The sequence below is a fragment of the Phycisphaeraceae bacterium genome (genome assembly GCA_019636675.1).
GTDB lineage: Bacteria > Planctomycetota > Phycisphaerae > Phycisphaerales > UBA1924 > JAHBXC01.
In genome coordinates, this window is the sequence record JAHBXC010000001.1 from 35,759 (window position 1) to 59,419 (window position 23,661).

Annotated in this window: 22 protein-coding genes; 12 read left to right on the top strand and 10 right to left on the bottom strand. The window is 69.2% G+C overall.

All coding sequences use genetic code 11. From position 1 onward, the window contains the following. The first annotated feature begins 20 nt into the window (after positions 1-20). The 6 genes from KF684_00135 to KF684_00160 all read left to right on the top strand — a co-directional run bounded on the left by KF684_00135 (position 21) and on the right by KF684_00160 (position 8,692). Positions 21-1,340: an amidohydrolase family protein gene (locus tag KF684_00135; GenBank protein ID MBX3351318.1), complete on the top strand. Its 1,320-nt coding sequence runs from the start codon at positions 21-23 to the stop codon at positions 1,338-1,340. Then, a complete protein-coding gene (locus KF684_00140) occupies positions 1,337-1,681 on the top strand; it encodes an SHOCT domain-containing protein (protein MBX3351319.1) in 345 nt (114 codons plus the stop codon). Before KF684_00135 ends, KF684_00140 begins: the two co-directional genes overlap by 4 nt. A gap of 210 nt (positions 1,682-1,891) precedes the next feature. After that, positions 1,892-3,256, top strand: a complete 1,365-nt coding sequence (gene clpX / locus KF684_00145; protein ID MBX3351320.1) for an ATP-dependent Clp protease ATP-binding subunit ClpX — start codon at positions 1,892-1,894, stop codon at positions 3,254-3,256. A 77-nt stretch (positions 3,257-3,333) separates the two neighbouring features. Beyond that, positions 3,334-3,891 carry a MarR family transcriptional regulator gene (locus tag KF684_00150; GenBank protein ID MBX3351321.1) on the top strand — a complete coding sequence of 186 codons (558 nt, stop codon included), beginning with the start codon at positions 3,334-3,336 and terminating at the stop codon, positions 3,889-3,891. 5 nt (positions 3,892-3,896) lie between these two features. Further along, complete coding sequence (locus KF684_00155) at positions 3,897-5,129, top strand: efflux RND transporter periplasmic adaptor subunit (GenBank protein MBX3351322.1); 1,233 nt, start codon at positions 3,897-3,899, stop codon at positions 5,127-5,129. Then, positions 5,126-8,692: an efflux RND transporter permease subunit gene (locus tag KF684_00160; GenBank protein ID MBX3351323.1), complete on the top strand. Its 3,567-nt coding sequence runs from the start codon at positions 5,126-5,128 to the stop codon at positions 8,690-8,692. Before KF684_00155 ends, KF684_00160 begins: the two co-directional genes overlap by 4 nt. Before the next feature lie 55 nt (positions 8,693-8,747). Here the strand turns inward: KF684_00160 and KF684_00165 are convergent, their stop codons facing one another. The 6 genes from KF684_00165 to guaA form a co-directional block, all read right to left on the bottom strand. Next, positions 8,748-10,091 carry a hypothetical protein gene (locus KF684_00165; protein MBX3351324.1) on the bottom strand — a complete coding sequence of 448 codons (1,344 nt, stop codon included), beginning with the start codon at positions 10,089-10,091 and terminating at the stop codon, positions 8,748-8,750. Beyond that, entirely contained in the window at positions 10,088-11,575 is a 1,488-nt protein-coding gene (locus KF684_00170) for an AAA family ATPase (GenBank protein MBX3351325.1), read from the bottom strand. Before KF684_00170 ends, KF684_00165 begins: the two co-directional genes overlap by 4 nt. Positions 11,576-11,820: 245 nt before the next feature. Further along, positions 11,821-12,999 carry a 3-dehydroquinate synthase gene (locus KF684_00175; protein ID MBX3351326.1) on the bottom strand — a complete coding sequence of 393 codons (1,179 nt, stop codon included), beginning with the start codon at positions 12,997-12,999 and terminating at the stop codon, positions 11,821-11,823. Beyond that, the gene (locus tag KF684_00180) at positions 12,999-13,406 is read right to left on the bottom strand and encodes a type II toxin-antitoxin system death-on-curing family toxin (protein ID MBX3351327.1); all 408 of its coding nucleotides are present in this window, start codon (positions 13,404-13,406) and stop codon (positions 12,999-13,001) included. The genes KF684_00175 and KF684_00180 overlap by 1 nt, the downstream gene beginning before the upstream one ends. Beyond that, a complete protein-coding gene (locus KF684_00185) occupies positions 13,403-13,612 on the bottom strand; it encodes a hypothetical protein (GenBank protein ID MBX3351328.1) in 210 nt (69 codons plus the stop codon). Before KF684_00185 ends, KF684_00180 begins: the two co-directional genes overlap by 4 nt. Before the next feature lie 24 nt (positions 13,613-13,636). Continuing rightward, on the bottom strand, positions 13,637-15,247 hold the full coding sequence (gene guaA, locus KF684_00190; GenBank protein ID MBX3351329.1) for a glutamine-hydrolyzing GMP synthase: 1,611 nt from the start codon (positions 15,245-15,247) through the stop codon (positions 13,637-13,639). A 121-nt stretch (positions 15,248-15,368) separates the two neighbouring features. Between guaA and KF684_00195 the strand changes: the two genes are divergently transcribed. From KF684_00195 to KF684_00210, 4 genes are read left to right on the top strand one after another with little or no spacing between them, the layout of a single operon-like run. Next, the gene (locus KF684_00195; GenBank protein ID MBX3351330.1) at positions 15,369-15,776 is read left to right on the top strand and encodes a hypothetical protein; all 408 of its coding nucleotides are present in this window, start codon (positions 15,369-15,371) and stop codon (positions 15,774-15,776) included. Beyond that, the gene (locus tag KF684_00200; protein ID MBX3351331.1) at positions 15,773-16,339 is read left to right on the top strand and encodes an ATP-binding protein; all 567 of its coding nucleotides are present in this window, start codon (positions 15,773-15,775) and stop codon (positions 16,337-16,339) included. Before KF684_00195 ends, KF684_00200 begins: the two co-directional genes overlap by 4 nt. Beyond that, a complete protein-coding gene (locus KF684_00205) occupies positions 16,332-16,679 on the top strand; it encodes an STAS domain-containing protein (GenBank protein ID MBX3351332.1) in 348 nt (115 codons plus the stop codon). Before KF684_00200 ends, KF684_00205 begins: the two co-directional genes overlap by 8 nt. A 49-nt stretch (positions 16,680-16,728) precedes the next feature. Then, positions 16,729-17,583 carry an ABC transporter permease gene (locus KF684_00210; protein ID MBX3351333.1) on the top strand — a complete coding sequence of 285 codons (855 nt, stop codon included), beginning with the start codon at positions 16,729-16,731 and terminating at the stop codon, positions 17,581-17,583. Between the two features lie 6 nt (positions 17,584-17,589). Here KF684_00210 and KF684_00215 read toward each other — a convergent pair whose 3' ends face one another. The 3 genes from KF684_00215 to KF684_00225 all read right to left on the bottom strand — a co-directional run bounded on the left by KF684_00215 (position 17,590) and on the right by KF684_00225 (position 20,366). Then, positions 17,590-18,564 (bottom strand): UbiA family prenyltransferase, encoded by a 975-nt coding sequence (locus KF684_00215; GenBank protein ID MBX3351334.1) that lies wholly within the window; start codon positions 18,562-18,564, stop codon positions 17,590-17,592. A 19-nt stretch (positions 18,565-18,583) separates the two neighbouring features. Further along, a complete protein-coding gene (locus tag KF684_00220; protein MBX3351335.1) occupies positions 18,584-19,459 on the bottom strand; it encodes a M48 family metalloprotease in 876 nt (291 codons plus the stop codon). Between the two features lie 109 nt (positions 19,460-19,568). Continuing rightward, positions 19,569-20,366, bottom strand: a complete 798-nt coding sequence (locus KF684_00225; protein ID MBX3351336.1) for a sulfite exporter TauE/SafE family protein — start codon at positions 20,364-20,366, stop codon at positions 19,569-19,571. A 56-nt stretch (positions 20,367-20,422) separates the two neighbouring features. Here KF684_00225 and KF684_00230 point away from each other — a divergent pair, with 56 nt between their 5' ends. Beyond that, complete coding sequence (locus tag KF684_00230) at positions 20,423-21,406, top strand: hexose kinase (GenBank protein ID MBX3351337.1); 984 nt, start codon at positions 20,423-20,425, stop codon at positions 21,404-21,406. Positions 21,407-21,480: 74 nt separating this feature from the next. Further along, positions 21,481-22,485, top strand: a complete 1,005-nt coding sequence (locus tag KF684_00235) for a 3D domain-containing protein (GenBank protein ID MBX3351338.1) — start codon at positions 21,481-21,483, stop codon at positions 22,483-22,485. Between the two features lie 18 nt (positions 22,486-22,503). Here the strand turns inward: KF684_00235 and KF684_00240 are convergent, their stop codons facing one another. Next, positions 22,504-23,511, bottom strand: coding sequence for a DUF58 domain-containing protein (locus KF684_00240; GenBank protein ID MBX3351339.1), 1,008 nt, complete (start codon positions 23,509-23,511; stop codon positions 22,504-22,506). Positions 23,512-23,661 lie beyond the last annotated feature (150 nt).

Sequence of the window (23,661 nt, forward strand, 5' to 3'; positions counted from 1 at the left end):
CACTGCCGAAAGGACTCGCCGTGCGCAACCACGCGTTCGCCGGGGTCGTCTCCTGGATCCTCTGTTCGATCCTGGCGCTGTCGTTCGCGCCGGCGCAGGCGCTCGCGAACGCGGGCCTGGTCGTCGTGCATTGCGGCACGCTCCTGGACGAGCCGGGCAAGCCGCCGCGCCGCAACGCGAGCGTCTTCATCCGTGACGGAAAGATCGCCGAGATCCGGGACGGGTTCGTGCGCGACATGGACGCCACCGTCATCGACGCGTCGCGTCTGTTCGTCATGCCCGGCATGATCGACTGTCACGTGCACCTCACCGGCGAGATGTCCAAGGACTCGCGCCTCCGCGCGGTGCAGGAGTCCGACGCCGACGCCACGATCCACGCCATCATCCACGCGAAGCGCACGCTCGACGCCGGGTTCACCACCGTCCGCGACGTCGGCTCGTCGGGAGACGCGATCTTCGCTCTGCGCGACGCCATCAACGCCGGACGCATCGACGGCCCGCGCATCCTCGCGTCCGGCGAGAGCATCACGCCCACCGGCGGGCACGGCGACTCCACTCACGGCTTCCGCGACGACCTTTTCGATTACCCGCTGCCCTTCGTCGGAGTCGCCGACGGTCCCTACGAGGCGCGCAAGGCCGTCCGCCACCAGGTCAAACGCGGCGCCGATCTCATCAAGCTCACCGCGACCGGCGGCGTGCTCTCGCAGACCGCGCAGGGCATCGGCCAGCAGTTCTTCGAGGACGAGCTCCGAGCCATCGTCGAGACTTCCCACGCGCTGGGACGAAAGGTCGCGGCCCACGCGCACGGCGCCGATGGGATCAAGTCCGCGCTGCGCGCCGGCGTCGATTCCATCGAGCACGGGTCGTACCTCGACGACGAGGCGATCGCGCTCTTCAAGAAGACCGGCGCCTATCTCGTGCCCACGATCCTCGCGGGCGTCACCGTCGCGGAGCTGGCCGACGTCGAGGGCTATTTCGTCCCCGCGGTGCGCGACAAGGCGCGCGCCGTCGGACCCATCATGCAGGGCGCGCTCGGGCGTGCGGCGCGCGAGGGCGTCAAGATCGCCTACGGCACCGACTGCGGCGTCGGCAAGCACGGCGAGAACGGGCGCGAGTTCGAGCTCATGGTCGAGGCCGGCATGTCCCCCATGGACGCCCTCGTCGCAGCCACGGTCAACGCCGCCGATCTCTGCGGCATCGCCGATCGCGTCGGCGCGCTGCGCCCCGGCATGGAGGCCGACATCATCGCGCTCGATGGTTCGCCCCTCGACGATGCGTCCGCCATGCGTCGCGTGCGCGTCGTGATGCGATCGGGGCGGGTCATGAAGGACCAGCGGTGACGGGGAGCGCCGGGATCATCGCGATATGGGCGGCGGCGCTCATCGTCGCCTCGCTCCTGGGCTTCTGGATCGTGCTCAGGATCAGGCACCGCGCGCTCTCCGACCAGACCGGGTCGGGGCTGGGGCTAACACTGGCGGACCTGCGGCGCCTGCACGCGTCGGGCGAGCTGAGCGACGAGGAGTTCGACGCGGCGCGGGCCGCCATCGTCGGGGCGGCGGGGGGGAAGCCCCAGGGCGCCCGGCCCTCCACCGGGCACGGGCAGGACGGTTTCCATATGCAGGCCGCGCCGGGGACGGACCTGACCGGAGACCCGCTTCCAAAGCCCGATCAGCGCGAGTAATCCGAGCGGTTTCCTCGCGTTGGTCCGAACCAGGACCGAGAACGCTGCGGACAAGTGTCCGTCGGAAATGAAGTTCTGATCCTGTGCCTCGGCGCATCGAGAATCGCGCTCGGCGAGCCGATAGACTCACCATCGTCGCGCGGCCGCGGCTTCGTCCGCGTCGACTGACCCTGCGCACACCAGCCAGAGGACCGCATGGCCAAGAACCGAATGGATGGAGAGGGACCCACCAGCACGACCGGCTCCGGCGCAAACGCGGGAGGCGGCGGCTCCGGTGGCCCGGGCGGCCCCGGCGGATCCGGCGGCGGCGACGGCGGCTTCCGTGGGCGTCGCGTCACGACCTGCTCCTTCTGCGGCAAGACCTCCCGCGAGGTCGGCCCGATGGTCGAGGGCCCCAGCGAGGTCTACATCTGCTCGAACTGCGTCGACCTCTGCCAGAACATCTTCAAGCAGGAGCGCCGACGCGTGTCGTCGTCGCGCCCCATGCTCGGCACCATCCCTTCGCCGCGCCAGGTGAAGGAGTTCATGGACCAGTACGTGGTCGGCCAGACCCAGGCGAAGAAGTCCCTCGCCGTCGCGGTCCACAACCACTACAAGCGCCTCACCCAGATCGAGAACGACCAGTCGCCCGTCGAGCTGGACAAGAGCAACGTGCTGCTCATCGGGCCCACCGGCTCGGGCAAGACGCTGCTCGCCAGGACGCTGGCGCGCATGCTGAATGTGCCCTTCGCCATCGGCGATGCGACCACGCTCACCGAGGCCGGCTACGTCGGTGAGGACGTCGAGAACCTCCTGCTCAAGCTCCTCCAGGCAGCCGACTACGACCTCGAGAGCGCGCAGCGCGGCATCATCTACATCGACGAGATCGACAAGATCGGCAAGACCTCGAGCAACGTCTCGATCACCCGCGACGTCAGCGGCGAGGGCGTCCAGCAGTCGCTGCTCAAGATGCTCGAGGGAACGGTCGCCAACGTCCCCCCACAGGGCGGGCGCAAGCACCCCGAGCAGCAGTACATCCAGCTCGACACCTCGAACATCCTCTTCATCTGCGGCGGGTCGTTCGTCGGGCTCGAGGACATTATTCGTCGTCGTCTCGGTCGCAAGCGCATCGGCTTCACCTCGCAGGCGGCGATGAACGAGGACGCGATCCAGGAAGCGGCCGAGATCCTGATGCACGTCTCGGCGCAGGACGTGATCGAGTACGGCATGATCCCCGAGCTGGTGGGTCGTCTGCCGGTCGTCACGCCGCTGGAGCCGCTGTCGCTCGACACGCTCATGATGGTGCTGCAGGAGCCCAAGAACGCGCTCGTAAAGCAGTACCAGCACCTCTTCTCGCTCGAGGGCGCCAAGCTGACCTTCACCGAGGACGCGCTCCTCGCGATCGCGAAGAAGGCGCGCGAGCGCAAGACGGGCGCCCGCGCGCTCCGCGCGGTCATGGAAGAGATCATGCTCGAGCTGATGTTCGATCTGCCCGACCTCGACAACACCGGCGCGGAATACATCATCGACGAGCAGGACATTTCCAACCCCAGGCGTCTGGCCGACATGCGCGTGAAGCGCAAGGAATCGGCCTGAGGGCCGGCGGGTCGGGCGGGTGTGAAGAGTAAGTCAACATGTTGACTTGATGCCGGCGAGGGGTACCGTTCCCTCGCATGGACGAGTCGGCGGCACAAAGCGTGGGCAGGGGCTGTTCGGTCGAGGCGGAACGCCTCGCGGCGGCCATCGCCGCGGCGGAGGGCGCCGCTTGCCCCGAGTGCGTCAACGACCTCCCGCTGATCACGCGGTTCTTCATCATCCACAACATCACGATGCGCATCGGCGACCGGCTCACGGCGCCGCTGGGCATCACCAGCGCACGCTGGCTGATGCTGTGCGTGATCAGCCGTTACGAAGAGCCGCCCCGGATCGCGGACCTGAGCGGCGACGCGATGCTCAGCGCGCAGAACGTCAGCAGGATGGTCGTGTCGCTCGAGGGCGAGGGCCTCGTTGAGAGGTTCAGCTCACCGGGCGCCGGGCGCTCCACGTTCGTGCGATTGACCGAGCGGGGACGCGCCGTCGTCGATGCGTGCCACGCGCTGGGTGAGAACTTCGATCAGTGGTTCCTCGCGCGGCTCGACGCGCGGGATGTCGAACTGCTCAAGAGCAAGCTCGATCACCTGATCGAGAACCTGAGCGCGTTCGAGACCTTCCTGGATCAACGCAAGGAGTGAGAGCCGTGAAGCAGCGAGCCATGTTCCGTGGGAGCGTTCTGTCGACGGTGCTGCTTGGGATCAGCGCGGGCGGCGCGGTCGCGATGCAGGACGGGGGCCCGCCCTCGGCGGCGGTGCGCGTCGGGCTGATCGAGATGCGCCCGGTCGACCTGCGCGCCACCGCGACGGGAGAGGCGCGCGCCACGCAGCGGTCACGGGTCGCGTCGCGCGAGCCGGGGCGCGTCCACGAGGTGCGCGTGCGCGAGGGCGACCGCGTCAAGCGGGGCGACATCCTCGTCACCCTCGACGACGACCTGCTGAAGATCGATCTCGTGAGCGAACGCGCCACGCTCGACGCTTCGGCGGCGCTGCTCGCCGAAGCGGAATCGCTCGAGACGCAGCGCGAGCGCGATCTCTCTCGCCTCGAAGAGCTCTTCCGGCGCCAGAGCGCGACCGAGAACGAGGTCGCCGACGCGCGGTCGGTGCGCGACGCGCAGCGGGCGCGCGTCGCCCAGCGCCGGGCCGAGGTGGCCACGGCGCAGTCGCGCATCGCGCGTCTGGAAGAACGCCTCGCCGACATGACCGTGCGGGCCCCGTTCAACGGGCGCGTCACCGCCAAGCTGGTGGACGAAGGCGAGTGGGCGGGCGTCGGGGCCCCGGTCATCGAGCTCGTGACCACCGACACGGTCGATTTCTACCTCGATGTGCCCCAGCGATACATCAACGCGCTCGAGTCCAGCGAGGGCGCGCTGCGCATCCGCGTCGAGGCCGCCGGGGTCGAGATCGAGGCAACAAAGGCCAGCGTGGTTCCGGTCGCCGACGCGGCGGCCCGCACCTTCCCGGTGCGCGTCGAGGCGCCCAACGACAGGGGTCTCGTGCACCCGGGCATGACGGTCGTCGCGTCCATCCCCACCGGCGTGCGCGGTCCCGCGATGCTCGCGCCCGCCGACGCGCTCCTGCGCGACGACGCCGGCTGGTTCGTGTACACCGCCACGCCCACCGAGCAGGGGCGCATCGCCCTGCCGGCGCGCGTCGAGCAGCTCTTCCGCACGGGTGAGTGGGTCGCGATCCGGGTGATCAGCGGGCCCGCGTTCCCAGGCGCCGCCGTCGTCGTCGAGGGCAACGAACGCATCCTGTTCCCCGGCCAGCCCCTCATGATCGTCAACCCCGAGACGCTCGACGCGCCGCCCCCGACCCCCGGCGCACCCGGTTCCGTCCCGACCGGAGGCGTCGCGTCGGGCCAGGAGCGTGCGCGATGAGTCTCATCCAGCTCTGCATCAACCGGCCGGTCACGGTCATCGTCGGGGCGATCGTGCTCGTCCTCGCCGGCCTGCTGAGTCTGGCGGCGGTGCCCGTGCAGCTCACGCCCAACATCGACAAGACCAACATCACGGTCCGCACCCGGTGGGAGGGCAGCAGCCCCCTCGAGATCGAACGCGAGATCATCGACAAGCAGGAAGAGAAGCTCCGCGGCGTCACGAACCTCGTCAAAATGCGCTCGGTCTCGCAGCAGGACGAGGGCGTCATCACGCTCGAGTTCGCGATCGGGACCAACAAGGACGTCGCCCTCCGAGAGGTCTCCGACCGCCTGCGCGAGGTCCCAAGCTACCCCGAGAACGTCGACGAGCCCGTCGTGCGCACCGGCGACGACCGCGACCGCGACTACATCGCGTGGATCATCGTCAAGACCGGCGATCCGGCGTTCGACATGCGACAGGCCTTCGACTTCTTCGAAGACCGCGTCAAGCCCTACCTCGAGCGAACCCCCGGCGTCTCCGAGATCAATGTGCTGGGCGGCGTCGAGCGCGAGGCCCGCGTCCTCGTCGACGCGGAGCGTCTCGCGCTGCGCGGGATCACCTTCCCCCAGCTCGTCTCGGCGCTGCGCTCGGAGAACATCAACGCGTCGGCCGGCCAGCTGCCCGAGGGCAAGCGCGACGTGCGACTGCGCGTCGTGGGCGAGTACGAGACGCCGGAGCAGATCCTCAACACCGTCATCGGCTTCAGCCCGGGCGGGCCAGTCTACTTCCGCGACGTCGGATCCGTCGAGTTGTCGTACAAGGAAGCCACCAGCGAGGTCCGCCAGAACGGAACCACCTCGCTCGCGATCAACGTGCAGCGCGAGCCCGGCTCCAACGTGCTGGCGGTCATGTCCTCGCTCAAATCGAGGATCGACGAGCTGAACGGGCCCGGAGGCATGCTCGAGCAGGAGTCCAGACGCCTGGGCCTCGCCGAGCCGATGCGCATGACCCAGGTCTACGACCAGACCGTCTACATCTTCCAGGCGCTCTCGCTCGTGCAGAGCAACATCTACATCGGCGGCGTGCTCGCGGTGCTGGTCCTCATCGTCTTCCTCCGCTCGGTCCGCGCGACGCTCATCGTCGCCGTCACCATCCCGGTGTCGATCATCGGCTCGTTCGTGTTCCTGAACCTGCTCGGCCGGAACATCAACGTCATCAGTCTCGCCGGGATGGCGTTCGCGACGGGCATGGTGGTCGACAACGCCATCGTGGTGCTCGAGAACATCTACCGGCGCAGGCAGCTGGGCGACGCTGCCCCGGCGGCGGCGCTCCGCGGCGCGCGCGAGGTCTGGGCCGCGGTCCTCGTCTCGACGCTCACGACCGTCATCGTCTTCGCGCCGGTCCTGACGATCCAGGAGGAGGTCGGCCAGCTGTTCCGCGATATCGCGCTGGCGATCTGCGCCGCGGTTGTGCTGTCGCTCTTCGGTTCGATCACGCTGATCCCCATGGCCGCGGCGCGCCTGCTCAAGTCGGGCGTCCCCAGCGCCGAGTCGCGACTGGCGGCGGCCAAGAAGCGAGAAAGTCGCCTCGCCGGCGCGCTCCGGGCGCCGTTCCGCTCGCTCGGCAGGGGCGCGGTGCGGCTGCGCGACGGCTATGTCTCGCTGCTCGAGCGCGTCATGCGATCATGGCTGGCGCGTCTGGTCATCGTTGCCGGCGTGACGCTCGGCGCACTCGTGAGCGCGACGCTGCTTTTGCCGCCCGCGAGCTATCTGCCCGCCGGCAACCGCAACCTGATCTTCGCGTTCCTGATCCCTCCCCCGGGGTACAACCTCGCGATGCAGCAGCGCCTGGGCCTGCGCGTCGAAGAGACCATCAAGCCGTACTGGGAGGCAGCGCCGGGCTCGCCCGAAGCCGCCGCCCTGCCGCGCGTCACCGGGCCCGACCCGGTCACCGGGCGTTTGACCGAGGTGCAGCCGGCGCCGATCGACAACTTCTTCTTCGTCGCGACGCCCGGCGGCATGTTCATGGGCGCGATCAGTTCGGACGAGAACCGCATCCGCCCGCTCATCACGCTCTTCCAGCAGGCCGCCGGGCCGCAGGCCGCCCCTGGTGTGTTCGCGTTCCCGATCCAGCTCCCGCTGTTCCAGGTGGGCGGGTTCGGCTCGGGCAACTCGGTCGAGCTCGAGATCGTGGGCGAGGACCTCAACGAGGTGCGCAACGCCGCGGGCGCGCTCATGGGCAAGGGCTTCGAGTTCGTCGGTCGCGGCGTGTTCGAGTCCATCCGCCCCGATCCCGGCAACTTCAACATCTCCAGCCAGGAGGTGCGCGTCGAGGTCGATCGCGTTCGCGCCGCTGAGGTCGGTTTCAATGTCTCCGACGTCGCGCTCGGCGTGCGCGCGCTGGGCGACGGAGCGATCATCGGCGAGTTCCAGGACGGCGGGCGCCGCATCGACCTGCGCGTGATCGAGCAGCGCCAGAACGACTGGGCCAGCCCGTCGATCGACTTCACCGAGATCGCAAGCGTGCCCCTCGCGACGCCCTCGGGCAGGATCTCCTCGATCGGCTCGCTCGCGACGCTCAGCCGCGTCGATTCGCCCCAGCAGATCAACCGCTCGGAGGGCATGCGCGCCATCACGCTGAACATCTCGGCGCCCGTCGGCATCGCGCTCGAGGACGTGATGCGCACCATCCAGACCGACCTCATCGCGCCCATGCGCGAGCAGGGCGTCATCCCGCCCTCCGTGCAGACCAACCTCAGCGGCGCCGCGAGCAAACTCACGCAGGTGCAGGAGGCGATGCTGGGCGACTGGACCGGGGGGCTGTGGAGCACGCTGGTCTCGATCCTGACCAGCCGCATGTTCCTCGCGATCCTGTTCTGCTACCTGCTCATGTGCGCGCTCTTCGAGAGCTTCCTCTACCCCATGGTCATCATGGTGACGGTGCCCCTCGCCCTCATCGGCGGCATCCTCGGGCTGCGCCTCGTGCACGAGTTTGACCCGACGCAACAGCTCGACACGCTCACGATGCTCGGATTCGTCATCCTCATCGGCATCGTCGTCAACAACGCGGTGCTCATCGTCGCGCAGGCGCTCAACTTCATGCGTGGGTTCGGCGAGACGGAATCGGACGCGATCGAGCCGATGGTCCCGCGGGCCGCCGTCGTCGAGTCGGTGCGCACCCGCTTCCGGCCCATCATGATGACCACGATGACCTCGGTCATCGGCATGTCGCCCCTCGTCCTGCAGCCCGGCGCCGGCTCGGAGTTGTACCGAGGTCTGGGCTCGGTCGTCCTGGGCGGCCTGCTGTTCGCGTCGATCTTCACGCTCGGCATCGTGCCGATGCTGTTGACGCTGGTGCTCGACGCGAAGCAGCTCATCTTCGGCGCCGCTGACGCGCCGGCGAAGGAAGCGATGGACCGCTGGCGCGCCTCGGTCTCGAAGCCGTCCGCCGCCGTGACGCTCGCCCAGTCGAGGACGGCGATCGTCGGTCCCGGCGTTGACGGCGCGGCGACCGTCGCTTCGGAGGTCAACGGCTCTCCAGTCGAGGCGTCGGGCTCGAAGAAAGACCCTCCGCGCGCCGGCTGAGAGCCGGCAGCGAGAGTGCGGATCACGCGGCATGCGCCGCGGCGGCAGGCGTGCGTCAGTTCAGTTCGGCGACGCACCACGCGCGCCTGCCGTCAATTTCGACTCGGCCCAGGAAGTGCAGCCGGATGTCGGCGTCCAGCAGAGGACGCACCCGGCGCGGGTCGCTCGTGAAGAGGTGGAGCGAGGGGGCCGCCGTCTCGTCGACCGGCGCCCCGAGCAGCGTCGCGCACGCAGTCGCCAGGAGCGACGCGTTCGTGCGTGCCCAGGCCCCGGCCGCGAGAAGCTCGGCGACGCCGCCGGCGCGAGGTTCGTCGTGCTGCTCCTCGAGCAGCAGGTGCACGCGGCCGGCGGCATCGACCGCGATCTCGACGCGCGCACACCCCGGCGCCTTGATGGGCGTGAGGGCGAGACCCTTCACTCGCGACGCGAGGGTGGGCGTCTGCTCAACGATTGGAGCGGGCGCACGCGCGTGGCTCGGCGCATCGTCCGGCGTTGGCGCGTCGGTCGCGAGAGCCGGTGGATCGCGCGGGGCATCCGGCTCCGGGGCCGCGTCCGAGGACTGATTCTCGTCAGTCGAGTACTCCGGATCGGGCGGGCTCACGGGAACGGGGCGCGACCGGATCGAATCGAGAAGGGATTCGAGCGACACCCGTGATGCGCCCCTGTGCAGGCACACGCTGGGGGCCGGCTCGATCTTCTCGACGTGCCCGGCGAATTCGACCGGGGTTTCGAGGAATGCGCCGGCGGCGCGGGAGATCTTGTCGAACGCGCGACGCGAGTCGGCTTCGGGAGCGCCCATGGTCGCGATGCGGATGGGCTTCTCGCACGAGTGGATGGCCTTGACCGTGCGGTACGCGGCGACGAGCGCCGGGTCGTCGACGCCGGTGAGGATCGTGATGGCCCCGACCGCCGGGTGGGACGCGAGGTCGTGCTCGCTCGTCTCGCCCGTGCGCAGCAGAACCCGTGCGCACGAAGCAGCGACAAACGCGAGCGCGGCGTCGAGAGATGACATCGCGTCCTTCGGGATATCGCCCGGCGCGATGCCGACGACATCGACGGAGCACTCGCCCGAGAGCGTTCGCACGAGCGCGACCGGAGCCGCGTCTTTCTGCGACTGATCGCGCGCGTGCTGGAGGAGCCACGCGCTGGCGTAGACCGGGAGACTGCCCAGGATCACCGCGTCGATGACGGCTGCGTCGCGCGCGGGAGCAGGCGGTTCATCGCTGTGAAGATCCGGCTCGACCCCGGCGAGACGCAGTGGCGGGTCGGCAGGGCGCGGCGCCGGCTTGGCCTCGATCCGCGCCGGAGCGGGGGCGTCGGCGCCAAGGAAAAGCTCGGCGAGCGCGTCGTACTCCGGAGTGACGCGGGGCGTGAGATGATCGGATGGGTAGCTGGTCACGAGCCGGCCTCCACGCCGGCGTGCGCGTGATGGTTCAGTTCGGAGGGGACGCTCGGACGGACGGCGACGACGCTGTTGACCTCGTCGAACGCGTTGCGCTGCGTCTCGGGGTTGTGCGGGTCGGCGATCCATCGCCCGTCAACGACGAGCCGGTACTGACGCCGCCCGGGCGGGAGCGTCAGCGTGATCGCGTGCGCGCCGAGGCGCGCGTCGTACTCCATGACCGCCGCCGAGGGCGACCAGTTGTTGAAGTCGCCCGCGACCGAAACGCGCTGCTCGGGTCGGCCGGGGAAGATGAACCGCACGCCATCGGGCGCGTGTCGCACGCCCACGAAAGGCGGTCGCGCCGAGGGCACGCTCGCCGGGCGCGTGTCGACCACGGGCGTCTCCGGCTCGCTCTGACCCACGAGCGCGTCGTCGAAGCGGTGCATCGCGCGGGAGACACGAGGGTCGCTCGCGAGACGGTCCTGAAGCTTGCGGCTCTGCTCGACAAGCTGGCGCGCGCGTGCCGCGAGCTCGGCGGCGCGGCTCAGCACCGGGTCGCGCTCCGCGACGGGTTGCGCAGCCTGAGCGGGCGTCGGGGCGTCGGAGGAGTTGACGGTCTCTGTCTCGGTCGAATCGTCGAGCCCGGCGAGGGTCGCGGCGGGCTTGAGATCGACGATCTGCTCGGCGGCGCCCCTGCGCGAGGATGTCGCGCTGAGCAGCCAGTCGGCGAGCGCCGCGTAGTCGAGCGAGCCCGTGGAGCTTGGCGCGTACTCGCTGATGGGCTGGCCGATCGAGGTCGCTTCGCGCAGCTTCTCGTCGCGACGGATGATGACGGGGATCAGCCGATCCGCGAAGTTCTCACGGATCTCGCTGAGCAGCGCGCGAGAGAGCGGGCTGTCGTCTTCGTACATCGTGGGCAGGATGAAGTAGGGCGTGCTCCCGCCCAGGCGGCGCGCGAGCGAGCGGATGGTGTTCGCCTGTTTCCCGGCGCCCTTCATCGCGAAGAACCCGGTCTCGACCGGGATCACGACCTCGGTCGCGGCGCGCAGCGCGTTGTAGGTCAGCAGTCCGATGGATGGGGGGCAGTCGATGACGCACCAGTCGTACGGCTCGCCCGTGTCGCGAGGGGCGGAATCGCAGATGGCCTTGATCGCCTGCTCGAGGCGCTGGTCGCGATCGTCGAGTTCCGCCAGCCCGCCGCGTGCGGCTTCGAGCCCCGCGAGGCGCATGGAACTGGGCACCAGGTCCAGGTTCCTCCCGGCGCGCCAGACGAGCCGGGCCCGTTCGGACGAGATGCGCTCCGGGGCGAGCATCGCGTCGCCGATGTGCCGGTCGATCGCCGAGTCGGGGATTGCGAGCCCGGCGGCACAGTGGGACTGCGGGTCAAGGTCGATGAGCAGCGTCTTCAGGCCTCGTCGCGCAAGAACGCCGGCGAGGTTGACGGCGGTGGTCGTCTTCCCGCATCCACCCTTCTGATTGATGATCGCGACGGTGCGCACGCGCAATCCCCTCGGGGCAGGGGTTCCGGGCCGGGTCCGTGGCTCCGGGCGTGGGGGCTGTGGGAGAGGTGAGCCCGCGATGGGCGGCTTCACGGCCGCGCAATCCACGCGCCCTATCCATCGGAAGGGTCCGGTTCGGGGCTTGATAATCTAGGGGGACGCGAATAGCGACCCACGACGGGTGGGGGCGCCCTGTACATACCGTTGCCCGAATCGGTCCTTGATTAGGGGGGGGCTGGCACTGCTCAAGCGCGGATCGCGTCGAGCCCGGCGATCGCTGCCTCGTGCGGCGCGTCGGGAATGATCGTGCAACGCCCGGGCCCCGTGGGGACGATCAGCCGCAGTTTCCCCTGCGCGACCTTCTTGTCGTGCATCATGCGCGCCGCCAGGTCTTCGCTGGGGGGCAGGTTGATCGCGCGCGTGGGGAGGCCCGCCGCGGTCAGCGCGGCGAGCGCGAGTCGCGTCGTCTCGGGATCGGTCATCCCCAGGTGTTCACCCGCGGCGCACGCGGCGACGAGGCCCAGCGCGACCGCCTCGCCGTGGAGGAGCGGGGTGTCGGACGCGCGATCGAGCGGCGCGACGCCGGGCAGCGTCTCGAACGCGTGGGCGAAGGTGTGCCCGAGGTTGAGCAGCATGCGCGAGAGGCCGGACCCGTCCGAAGTCGCACGCTCCTCGCGCGGGTCGTCGCGCACGACGCGCGCCTTGACCGCAACATTGCGCGCGACGAGGTCGGTGAGCGCCTCGCTCTCTCGCGCAAGAAACCGCGGCATTGTCGAGGCCATCCATGCGAGAAGGTCAGCGTCGCCGCAGTCCGCGCTCAGCAGCGCATGCTTGACGCACTCCGCGAGCCCGGCGCAGAATTGACGGTCGGAGAGCGTCGCGAGCGTCTTGACATCGGCGACGACGAGCGCCGGCTGATGGAACGCGCCGACGAAGTTCTTGAGCAGCCCGCGCTCGGTGGCGAGGTTGACGCCGGTCTTGCCCCCGACCGACGCGTCGACCATCGCGAGCAGGGTGGTCGGGCACTGCACGACCGGCACGCCGCGCCGGTAGGTGGCGGCGACGAAGCCGGCGAGGTCGCCCACGATGCCCCCGCCCAGCGCGACGATCGGGTCGCGCCGCTCGTGCCTGGTGATGGCGACCTCTTCGAGCAGGCGCTCGGCGCTGTCGAGGGTTTTCTCGGTTTCCGTCGCGACGCCGAAGGCGGACGACACCGCGTAGCCGTGGTGCGCGAGCGAGCGCGACGCCTCGGCGACATGCTCCTGGGGCAGGTCGCGGTCGTAGATCAGGAACGCGCGCCGGTCGGCGCCGAGCGTGTTCGCGAGGGTTGGCCCGAGGTCGGACAGCAACCCCGACCCGACGAGGACTTCGTAGGGGGGGAAGGCGGGGTCGTTGGCGGTAATGGGGATGGCGCGGGGGATCATCAGGATCGCCCATCGAGCGGATGCATCCGCGGCTTCACCCACTCGACGATCGCTTCACGGCCCGAGACACCGCTCGCGATCGCGAGCACCATCTCAACCGCTTCATCCCGTCTCGCACGAACACCAACGCCATTCACCGCGAGGAACCCGATCATGGCGCCGTATCCGGCTCGCTTGTTACCGTCAATGAATGGGTGATTCCGGCAGATGTAAAACAGGTATGCGGCTGCGACTTCTTCCAGGGTTGTGTGGACCGGCGAGCCACCGAATGACTGCTTCGGTTGTGCCATGGCGGACTCGAGCAAGCCGTGATCACGGATGCCGTGGTCACCCCCCTGGTCTTCGATCGCGAGTGAGTGAATGAACAACACATCATCGAGGTTGAGGTGCTGAACAGGCTTCATCATTCCGCCAGTTTCCGCATCGCTTCCCCGTGCGTGCCAAAGACCTGCTCGACAACTCGGTCGAGCCGCGCAGGGTCGTTCGAACGATGTCTCTCGTGGAGATATCGAACATATGCCGCGAGCGTGAGATGAAGGCGGTGTGCCTCCGCCTCCAGATCTCGTTTGAGGTCCGGGCTGGCGTCGAACTGGATCGTTGATCGGGCGATCATGGCATTCACTATATCGGCCGACGCTCACTCCCACTCGATCGTCGCCGGGGGCTTCGAGGAGATGTCGTAGACCACGCGGTTCACGCCGCGGACCTCGTTGATGATGCGGTTGCTGATCGTCGCGAGGACCTGGTAGGGGATCCGAGCCCAGTCGGCGGTCATGAAGTCCTGCGTCTCGACGGCGCGGATCGCCACGACGCTCTCGTAGGTCCGCCCGTCGCCCATCACGCCCACGCTCTGCACGGGCAGGAGCACCGCGAAGACCTGGCTGGTGCTGCGATACAGGTTGGCCGCGATGATCTCTTCGAGCAGGATCTCGTCGCAGTCGCGCAGGACATCGAGTTTCTCGCGCGTCACCTCGCCCAGCACGCGCACCGCGAGGCCCGGCCCGGGGAAGGGGTGGCGCCAGACGATGCGATCGGGGACGCCCAGCACCTCGCCGAGTTTGCGCACCTCGTCCTTGAACAGGTCGCGCAGGGGCTCGACGAGCGCGAAGTCCATGTTCTCGGGGAGCCCGCCGACATTGTGGTGGAGTTTGATGTTCGCGCTCTGGCCCGCGTGCCCGTGGCCCGACTCGATCACATCGGGGTACAGCGTTCCCTGCGCGAGGAACTTGAACTCGTCGCTCGCGCCCGCGACCTTCCTCGGCGTTATGGACCGCGATGCCTCGTCGAAAACGTCGACGAAGCGCTTGCCGATACGCTTGCGCTTCTCCTGAGGATCGGTGACGCCCGACAGGTCAGAGAGGAACTGCTCGGACGCGTCGATCACATGCAGGTCGATGTCGAAGTGGTCGCGGAAGGTCGTCTCGACGAGCGGGCGCTCGTTCTTGCGCAGCAGGCCGTTGTCGACGAACACGCAGGTGAGTTGGTCGCCGATGGCTTTGTGGATGAGCGCCGCGCAGACGGACGAATCGACGCCGCCCGAGAGGCCGCAGATCACGCGTCCCTTGCCGACCTGCTCGCGGATGCGCTGGGCGGCGGTGTCGACGAAATCCGCCATGCGCCAGGTGCCGGCGCACTTGCAGATCTCGTAGAGGAAGTTCTGGAGGATCTCGACACCGTGGGGCGTGTGCGTCACTTCCGGGTGAAACTGCACGCCGAAGAACGGGAGCGTCTTGTGCCGGACGGCGGCGTTGGGGCAGGTCGGAGTGCTGGCGAGGGTGTCGAACTTCGCGTCGATGCCCTGGACTTGATCGCCGTGAGACATCCAGACCGCGGTGCGCTGGGGGATCGCGTGGAAGAGGTCGCCCTTCTCGCGCGCGGCGGAGTCCTTGAGCTCGAGGTTGGCGCGCCCGAACTCGCGGTGGCTGGCGCGCGAAACCTCGCAGCCCATGAGTTGGCACGCGAGCTGCATGCCGTAGCAGATCCCCAGGACGGGGACGCCCAGGTTGAAGATCTCCGGATCGCAGCGAGGGGCGCCCGAGTCGTAGACGGACGAGGGCCCGCCCGAGAGGATGATGCCCTTGGGGTTGAGCGCGCGCAGTTCGGCGGCGGTGATTTTGGGAGAGACGAGCAGCGAGAACGCGCCGGCTTCTCGGACGCGACGACAGATGAGCTGCGCGGTCTGCGAGCCGAAATCGAGGACGGGGATGACCTCGGCGTGAGGGAGCGACGAGAGAGATGGCGTGGTCATGGGCGTGGTCGCGTGGGGTGGAGAGCGAGCCCTGCGCGGGCGCCGGAGGGGGCTCCGCCGCAGGAATCGCGATGGTAGGCGATCTCCGCCGGGTTCTGGGCGAGGGAGGTAGACTCAGGGCGTGTCCCGATCGGTTCTCCAGCCCGTGCCGCCGTGCGCCCCGATGGCGCTGCTCGTCGCGTTGGGCCTGCTCGCCGGGTGCGGGGGGTCGGGACAGGACCCGTCGTTCGAGTCCGGGGGCCCCATCGGGCGGACCAAGGCGATCGGGGACGCCGCGGCGGCCCGGGACTCCGGGGCGATCCCGGACCTCATCGACTCCCTCTGGTCGGACGACCCGGCGGAGCGGATGCTGGCGATCCGGGCGTTGGAATCGATGACGGGCCAGACCCTCGGGTATGGATTTGCCGATCCGGAACAGAAGCGGACCGAGGCCGCGGACCGATGGGTTTCATGGTGGCGCGATGAACGCGCCCGAACAGCCCCGGGGGTCGTCCCCCCGGCGGGCACAGGAGCCAGCGGCGGACTATGACCCAGACCACGGGCCACACCACACCCCCGACCAACGCCTCGGGCCACGCCTCGCCGCACATGGTCGTGCAGCTGCTGAGTCAGCCGAGATATCTCGCGCCGACGCGCCGGCTGGTGCACGAGTTCTGTCGCCAGTTCGGCTTCGACGACCGCTGCGCCGGGCAGGTCGCGCTCGCCGTTGACGAGGCGATCTGCAATGTGATCCGGCACGGGTACGCGCAGCGCACCGACGGGCCGATCTGGATCAAGCTGTGGCCGGTCGCCGCGTCCGGGCGCCAGTCGGGCGGGATCAGGATCGTGATCGAAGACGAGGCGCGACAGGTCGACCCGGCGCAGATCAAGGGCAGAGCACTCGAAGAGATCCGCCCCGGCGGGCTCGGCGTCCACATCATCCGTGAGGTCATGGATGAGGTCGTCTACGAGCGTCGCGACGCCAGCGGGATGCGCCTTTCCCTCGTGCGCCGGCTCCCCGAAGCGGGCGGGCGCGAGATCGACATGAGCGAACAGTCCGGGCAGGCCCCTGCCGACTGCACCAAGAAGGGTTGCGGCACCACGAATGGCTAACGGCGACACTATCGAGATCAAAGTCGAACGGCGCAGCGACGCCGTGGTCGTCCGCCCGGTTGGCGATGTCGATCTCAACCGCTCTCCTGCGCTGCGCGAGCAGCTCAAGGCCGTCACCGACAAGAAGACCAAGCGGATGATCGTTGATCTTTCCGAAGTTCCGTACATGGACAGCTCCGGCGTTGCGACGCTCGTCGAGGCCATGCAGCTCGCGCGAAGGGGCGGCTACACGCTGCTGCTCTGCGGGCTCCAGGAGCGCGTCCGCTCGATCTTCGAGATCGCGCGCCTCGACACGGTCTTCCAGGTCGTGACCGATGTCGACGCCGCGATGCACGCCTGAGCGTCTCGCTCGGGCGACGCCCGCGTGGTATCGTCTCGACGGGTAACGCATGGCCGACGCAGACCAGAACAACCAACTCGACCCGCGACGGACCGCGCCGGGAGCGCGCGCGCTCGCGTCGCTTGGCGAACGATCGCTCGACACGATCGCGCACATCGGGGGCGTGTGGTGGCTGCTCGTCGACACCCTCCGCTGGCTCTGGATGGGCCTGACGGTCCGGCGCGTGCGGCTCGGCCGGCGAGCGATCATCTCGCAGCTCGTTCGCGTGGGCGTGAACTCGATCCTGATCGTGTCGCTCGTGTCGGCGGCGGTGGGGTTCATCCTGGCGTTGCAGATGGCGCCCCCGCTCGACGACTTCGGCGCCAAGGGCCTCGTGCCCAACATCATCGCCGTCGCGGTGCTCCGCGAGCTGGGGCCGCTCATCGCGGCGATCGTGCTCACCGGGTTCGCCGGCGCCGCGATCGCGGCCGAGATCGGCACGATGGTGGTCGGCGAGGAGATCGAGGCGCTCGAGAGCATCGCGCTCAACCCGGTGCGATTCCTCGTGGTCCCGCGCGTGATCGCGACGACCACTGCGCTCATCTGCCTCGCGGTCATCTCCGACATCGCGGCGATCACCTCGGGCATGGTCTGCGGCGCGACGGTGCTCGACATCCCTCCCAAGGTCTATTACGACAGCACGGTCGAGCAGGTCCTGCCTCGCGACTTTCTGACCGGCCTGGCCAAGGGCGGCATCTTCGGGATGCTGATCGGGCTCATCGCCTGCGCGAACGGGCTGAAGGTCACCGGGGGCGCCGCCGGCGTCGGTCGAGCCACGACGAACACCGTGGTCGAGTCCGTCGTTGCGGTCGTCATCGCCGACCTGCTCTTCACGGCGATCTTCTACGCCCTTGGATGGACCTGACCGGCGTCAGAGCCGGTAGGTCAGCGGGTGCTCGACGAACGAGTACAGCTCGCGCAGCAGGGTCATGCCGAGCACGCCTGCGCACGCCAGCGCGCCCAGCAGCAACGCCGCGCCAAGCTCGCCGGCGCCCATCAGCCACGCGGTGTTGTAGATCGTCAGCCACAGGGCGCCGTAGCGGACGAGCTTGTCCGCGGCGGCCTGCGGCGTGGACGAGCGACGCAGTTTGAGGTACGCGAACCAGGCGAAGAGCATCGACAGGATCACCGGACCCAGGAGCGCTGTCACGGGGATCCAGTCGGGCCAGATTCCGCTGCGGCGGACGCCGACCCACAAGAGCACTGCCGACCAGAACGCCCACCCGGCCAGCGCCAGCGCGATCGAGACGCCGGTAAGCCGGGGGCGTCGCCCGCTCAGGCGGTGCGTGATCAGCGAGATCGCCAGCGAGTGCGTCATCACCCACCACACCGGCCAGACGAAGGCGAGATCGGCGTTGGGGATGAACATATGCAGAGCGTAGATGAGCGAGAGGAGAACGGCGCCGCTCGAGGGGATGAACTTGGCGGCGGAGTGATAGAGCATCATCGCGCACGCGGTGAAGAGGGTCAGCACGACGGCCGAGGCGCCCAGCAGCGTGGCCCCGAGCACGGCGAGCATGAGCGTCAGCGCGACGACCGTGATCGCGCCGTCGAGACTGAGGCGACCCGAGGGGATGGGGCGTCGCGGGTGGAGCAGCCGGTCTCGCCGGACATCGAGGATGTCGTTGAGCGACGCGCCGAACGCGTAGAGGCAGATCGCGGTGAGCGCCCCGGCGAGGAGCAGCGCCCAGGTCGGGGTCGTTGAGAGGGTGATGGCGCCGGTCTCGCCCGGCTGCGCGGCGCGCGACCACAGGATCACGAACCACACGTTGCCGACGGCGGCGAAGGCGGTGGTGACCCGTGTCAGGCGCAGGATGGGCGCGAGGCGCAGGAGCGTCTGACGCATCGAGAGGATCGTACCTCGGTCAGCGGATGGCGCCGAGGTTCTCGGTCTGCGCGAGCCGGCGCAGGGCCTCGACGCGGGCCTCGACCGGCGGGTGCGTCGCGAACATGTTGACCAGCGTCATCCCGCCCCGGCTGCCCGACAGCGGCTCGACGATGAACAGGTTGTTCATCGCCGGGTTGGGCTGGACCAGGGGGATGCGCCGAGAGTGCGAATCGAGGCGCTGCAGCGCCGAGGCGAGGCCCTCGGCGGTCCCGGCGATCCGCGCCCCGTCGGCGTCGGCCATGAACTCTCGCGTGCGGCTGATCATCGCCTTGATGAGGGCGGCGCCCAGCGCCCCCAGGATCACCACCACGATCATCATCAGCGGGTTCGCGCCCTCTCGACGCGCCCCACCCATGAAGAAGAAGCCCCACTGCGCCAGGAACGCCAGAACGCCGGCGATCGTCGCGGCGATGCACGAGATCAGCGTGTCGCGGTTCTTGATGTGCGCCAGCTCGTGCGCGATCACCCCGTCGACTTCCTGCTGGTTCATCAGTCTCAGCAGCCCCTGCGTCACGGCGACGGCGCTCTTGCGCGGCGAGCGCCCGGTCGCGAACGCGTTGGGCGCGTCGTGCGGGCAGATGTAGACCTTGGGCATCGGCAGGTTCGCGTTGGCGGCCAGGCGCTCGACGCTCGCGTAGAGCGCAGGGGCGGACTGGGCGTCCACCTCCTTGGCGCGCATCGCGGCGATCGCGATCTTGTCCGAGAAGAACCAGGCGACGACGTTCATCGCGCCGCCGAAGAGCAGCCCGAGGATCATGCCCTCCTGGCCCCAGAAGCTCCCGACCGCGACGAACAGAGCGATCATGCCCCCGAGCATCATCGCGGTTTTCATGCTGTTGGCGAAGTTGTGCATCGTGCTGGCCGACCTCCGTGCGACAGGTGTCCGTACCTCTGAACCGGGGCGATTCGACGCACCGGCCCGGGTGATTGTTCGCGCGCCGGCGCGATCCGGGCCACCGAAATCAGACGAAGCCCATCCGCCAGACCGAGACCGCGAGCAGGACGATCAGGACCCCCTGGACGACGGGCAGGGGGAGCTTGTGCGTCAGCCCGGCGCCGAAACGCCCCCCCACGAAGGCCGTCGGCGCCAGGAGCGCCGAGATGAGCAGGGCGTCGGAGATCGGGAAGCCGTGGCGCTCGATGGTCCCGATCTTGATCGCGGCTCCCACGATCGCCGTCAGGCACATCACGCTGCTGCTGACCCCGATGCACTGTCGCAAGGGGAGTCTGCACAAGACCTGCATGAACGGGATGCCGATCACCCCGCCCCCGATCCCCAGCACGCCAGCCGCGAAACCCATCACGCCCCCGGCGGTCCCGGCGCGAGGCCAGGTGACCTTCGCCTGTTCCGCCGGGTAGTCGGGCGTCTTGCGCACGAGCTTCACCAGGTTGCTGAGCATCACATACGCCAGGAACACCGCGAACAGCCGGCGCAGCACCAGCCCGGGGAACACGTTCGACACGAGCACCCCGACGACGATCATCGCCCCGGCCGAGATCAGCAGGATGCGGAAGAGATCGCGGCGCACGACGCCGGCCTTGTGATGACGCAGGGCCGCCGGGAACGAGACGGCGACATTCACCACCATCGCCGACGCCTGGAAAAGGTGCTGGCTCTCGGGGTTCGCCGACCCGAAGGCGAGGGCCATCCCCGGGATGAGGATGATCGAGCCCCCGATGCCGAGCAGCCCGCCCAGAACGCCGGCGAGCAGACCGACTCCGGCCGTGATCGCGACATCCTGCGTGGTGAGCTCGATCATGAAGGCGGCATGGTAGGGGGGACGCGGCGGCGCGGAGAGCGTGCTACGCTGCGCCCGTGGCCGACTGCCGGATCGTGACCGTGACTCTCAACCCCGCGATGGACCGCGTGCTCGAAGCGCCGGGCTTCGCGATCGGCGCCCACGCCGCCGCCAAGCGGGTCGCGCTCTACCCGGCCGGCAAGGGCATCAACGCGTCGCGCGTGCTGGCGATGCTCGGCGTGCGATCCATCGCCGCCGGCTTCATCGGCAAGCAGGACCTCGCGATCTTCGAGGAGTACCTCGAGCGTCTGGGCTCGGGGCGCATCGTGATGCAGCTCCTCGCGGTCCACGGCGCGACGCGCGACAACATCACCATCGTCGATCCGGTCAACGACACCGAGACCCACATCCGCGAAGAGGGTTTCAAGGTCCAGCGCGAGGACGTGCATCGCGTCACCAGCAAACTGGCCATGCTGTCGCGCCCGGGCACCATCGTCGCGTTCAGCGGGTCGTGCCCCCCGGGGGTCACCTCGTCGGACTTCCTCGAGATGGTCCGGCGCTGCCGACGCCAGGGAGCACGCGTGTGCGTCGACACCTCCGGCGCGCCGCTCGAAGCCATGCGCGGGCAGGAGCTCTGGATGGCCAAGCTGAACCAGCACGAGCTGGGCGTCCTGTCCGGCAGGGACACCGATTCGATCGAGCGCGTCATCGACGCGGCCAAGGCGCTGTCCGCCGCGTCGGGCGGGCCGGTCGAGTGCGTCTGCGCCACCATGGGCGAGCACGGCGCGGTCCTCGCGTGCAAAGAGGGCTCGTGGCGCGCCTGGGCGCCAATCCATCCCGGGCTCGTGGTCAGCACCGTGGGCTGCGGCGACGCGCTGCTCGCCGGGATGTTCGCGATCCTGCAGTCCAACGGGTTCGAGATGTCGCCCGCGCTGTGGGAGCGGGCGCTGCGCGAGGGCGTCGCCGCCGCGACGATCAACGCGACCAAGCGCGAAGCCGGGAACCTGTCCATGGACGAGATGGAGTCGTTCCGGGAGATCGTCGAGATCGAGCCGGTCTGACACCCGCGAAGGGACTGCCGAAAACCCGTCCGAGAACGCTTCAGTCGGCTCTCGGACCGCCCGATAGCCCCGGGATGGGCCATTCCCACGACAACGAAATCCCGCCCGAGGGCGAGCAGAATGCTCCCCAGATCCGTCTGGAGGGGCTCTGGTCCGAGTCGGCGTGCCCCAGCGCCGCTGAGTGGGCGATTTTCTCGGACCGGGCGGAGCGCCACGATTTTGCCGCCCAGACCAGCCGGTGGGGGCTGGCGTCCTGGCCGCGAGGCGTTAGACTCCGGTTCGTCCAAGGAAGGGCCCCCAGCCCCGACGGGTTTGGGGAGACCACGCCGCCCATCGGGGCGGCGTCCGAGCCGGAAGCGTTGAGCCAGGGACTGGCGCTCGCGACCGAGCGTGAGAACGACGAGCAGATGCAGATCAGGACCCACGAAGCGAGCGATCGCGCGCGTCATGTCGTTGCAACCCGGCGCCTGCGTCGGAACTGCCTCGAACTCGGCGTCTTCGCGATCGCGCTGGGCGTGACCGCCACCTCCGCCGTCTGGGCGAAGCGCGGCGGGATCGAGTTCAGCGCGCCCGCCCTCGCCGCCGTTGACCTGATCCCGGCGCACGCGTCGCAGACGCACGCCGCCGCCGAGCCGGCTCCCGCTCACGAGACCACGACCGTTCACGCGGCCCCGGCGCCCGAGTTCGTCGTCGACGAGATCGTCGAGATCGACCCGGCTGACGCCGAGATCCGCTACTTCGACAACCGGCCCGTCCGCCCCGTCCGGGTCATCTGGATGGTCACCACCGCGTACAGCCCCGACGAGCGCTCCTGCGGCAAGTGGGCCGACGGCATCACCGCCAGCAATCGCTCGGTCTGGACCAACGGCATGAAGCTCGTCGCCGCCGACACGAAGGTGCTCAAGATGCACTCGCTCGTGAGCATCCCCGGCTACCACGACGCCGAGATCGTCCCGGTCCTCGACCGAGGCGGCGCGATCAAGGGCAACAAGCTCGACCTGCTCTACCCCACGCACGAGCGTGCGCTCCAGTGGGGGCGCCAGCGTCTCCCGGTGACGGTGTACGAGTACGCGGACTGAGCAGAGTTCCCGGGATTGTCAGCGGATCAACCCGCGTTGGCGCAACGTGCGAAGCAGCGCCTCTTCGAGCGACGCGTCGGTGCGCATGAGCACATGCGCGATTCGCCGCGAGGCGCAGAACGACGAGATGTCGCCCAGGTACCGCTCAAGGTTTTCGCGATACTTCCTGATGAGCGCCGCCGTCACGCTCGTCTCGACGCCCGCGCCGCTCTCGACATCCACCAGGCGCAGATCCCCGGTGAGTGAGCCGCCCCCGGACGCCTGCGCCTCGCGTTCGGGCTCCAGTTCGCTGGGCGACATGATCTGGATCGCGAACGCGTCGAACGAGCCCGAAGACGCCTCGCCGTGGCCGGCGGCCAGGTACCGCAGCCCCTCGCTGGGCCCGCCCGGCGCCGGCGTCAACAGGTCGGATAAGACGACGCTCACGCCCGACCCGCTGCGCCGGCGCGCGAACTCGCGCAGCCCGTCGTTGATGTCTATCCCGGCGCTCGCGCGCGCGTCGGTTCGTTCTTCGCGCACGCTGTCGATGAGAAACCTCGCCGCACGCTGGATGTTCCGCCTGCCGCGCATCTCGCCCAGCGACGCGACGCCCCCGGGCGTGAGCACGCTGAGCGAGAGCCGGTTCTGCTTGGAGAGCGCGATGTACGACAGCGCGAACGCCAGTCGCTGCGCGAAGACCACCTTGCTCGGCGCGTCCGCGCCGCCCGAGTCGCGCATGCTCGCGCTGGCGTCGACCAGCAGGTGCACCGCGAGGTCCTGCTCTTCGAGGAAGAGTTTGACCACGAGCCGGTCGAGCCGGGCAAGGGCGTTCCAGTCGATGAACCGCGGGTCGTCGCCCGGGGTGTAGTCCCGGAAGTCGTCGAACTCGACGGAGCGCCCCCGGCGCTTGCTCCGGCGCTCGCCCACGAGCTTGCCGGCGAAGACCCGGCTCGAGCCCATGTCGAGCCGGTCGAGCTGGGCGAGCAGGCGAGCCGGGAGGAGGTCCTCCATCGAGCGGGGCAGATCGGGCTCGCCGCGGATGAGCATGGGGCAGTCAAGGCCGGCCCGGGGCGTCTGACAACCGGGGAGGCCCCGCCCGTATCGGAGAGGGGGGTGTTCACCCCCGGGCGTGGCCCTTGCCGGGCCGGGCGCCCGGGCTATCATCCCGCTCGCATCTGGACCTGAACACCCGCCGAC

Excerpts from the sequence above, each read along its gene's own strand:
- KF684_00160 (MBX3351323.1), top strand. The coding sequence starts at position 5,126 with ATGAGTCTCATCCAGCTCTGCATCAACCGGCCGGTCACGGTCATCGTC.
- KF684_00200 (MBX3351331.1), top strand. The coding sequence starts at position 15,773 with ATGACCCAGACCACGGGCCACACCACACCCCCGACCAACGCCTCGGGC.
- KF684_00210 (MBX3351333.1), top strand. The coding sequence starts at position 16,729 with ATGGCCGACGCAGACCAGAACAACCAACTCGACCCGCGACGGACCGCG.
- KF684_00240 (MBX3351339.1), bottom strand. The coding sequence starts at position 23,511 with ATGCTCATCCGCGGCGAGCCCGATCTGCCCCGCTCGATGGAGGACCTC.
- KF684_00235 (MBX3351338.1), top strand. The coding sequence starts at position 21,481 with ATGGGCCATTCCCACGACAACGAAATCCCGCCCGAGGGCGAGCAGAAT.
- KF684_00150 (MBX3351321.1), top strand. The coding sequence starts at position 3,334 with ATGGACGAGTCGGCGGCACAAAGCGTGGGCAGGGGCTGTTCGGTCGAG.
- KF684_00185 (MBX3351328.1), bottom strand. The coding sequence starts at position 13,612 with ATGATCGCCCGATCAACGATCCAGTTCGACGCCAGCCCGGACCTCAAA.
- KF684_00225 (MBX3351336.1), bottom strand. The coding sequence starts at position 20,366 with ATGATCGAGCTCACCACGCAGGATGTCGCGATCACGGCCGGAGTCGGT.
- clpX (MBX3351320.1), top strand. The coding sequence starts at position 1,892 with ATGGATGGAGAGGGACCCACCAGCACGACCGGCTCCGGCGCAAACGCG.
- KF684_00205 (MBX3351332.1), top strand. The coding sequence starts at position 16,332 with ATGGCTAACGGCGACACTATCGAGATCAAAGTCGAACGGCGCAGCGAC.
- KF684_00220 (MBX3351335.1), bottom strand. The coding sequence starts at position 19,459 with ATGCACAACTTCGCCAACAGCATGAAAACCGCGATGATGCTCGGGGGC.
- guaA (MBX3351329.1), bottom strand. The coding sequence starts at position 15,247 with ATGACCACGCCATCTCTCTCGTCGCTCCCTCACGCCGAGGTCATCCCC.
- KF684_00180 (MBX3351327.1), bottom strand. The coding sequence starts at position 13,406 with ATGATGAAGCCTGTTCAGCACCTCAACCTCGATGATGTGTTGTTCATT.
- KF684_00215 (MBX3351334.1), bottom strand. The coding sequence starts at position 18,564 with ATGCGTCAGACGCTCCTGCGCCTCGCGCCCATCCTGCGCCTGACACGG.
- KF684_00175 (MBX3351326.1), bottom strand. The coding sequence starts at position 12,999 with ATGATCCCCCGCGCCATCCCCATTACCGCCAACGACCCCGCCTTCCCC.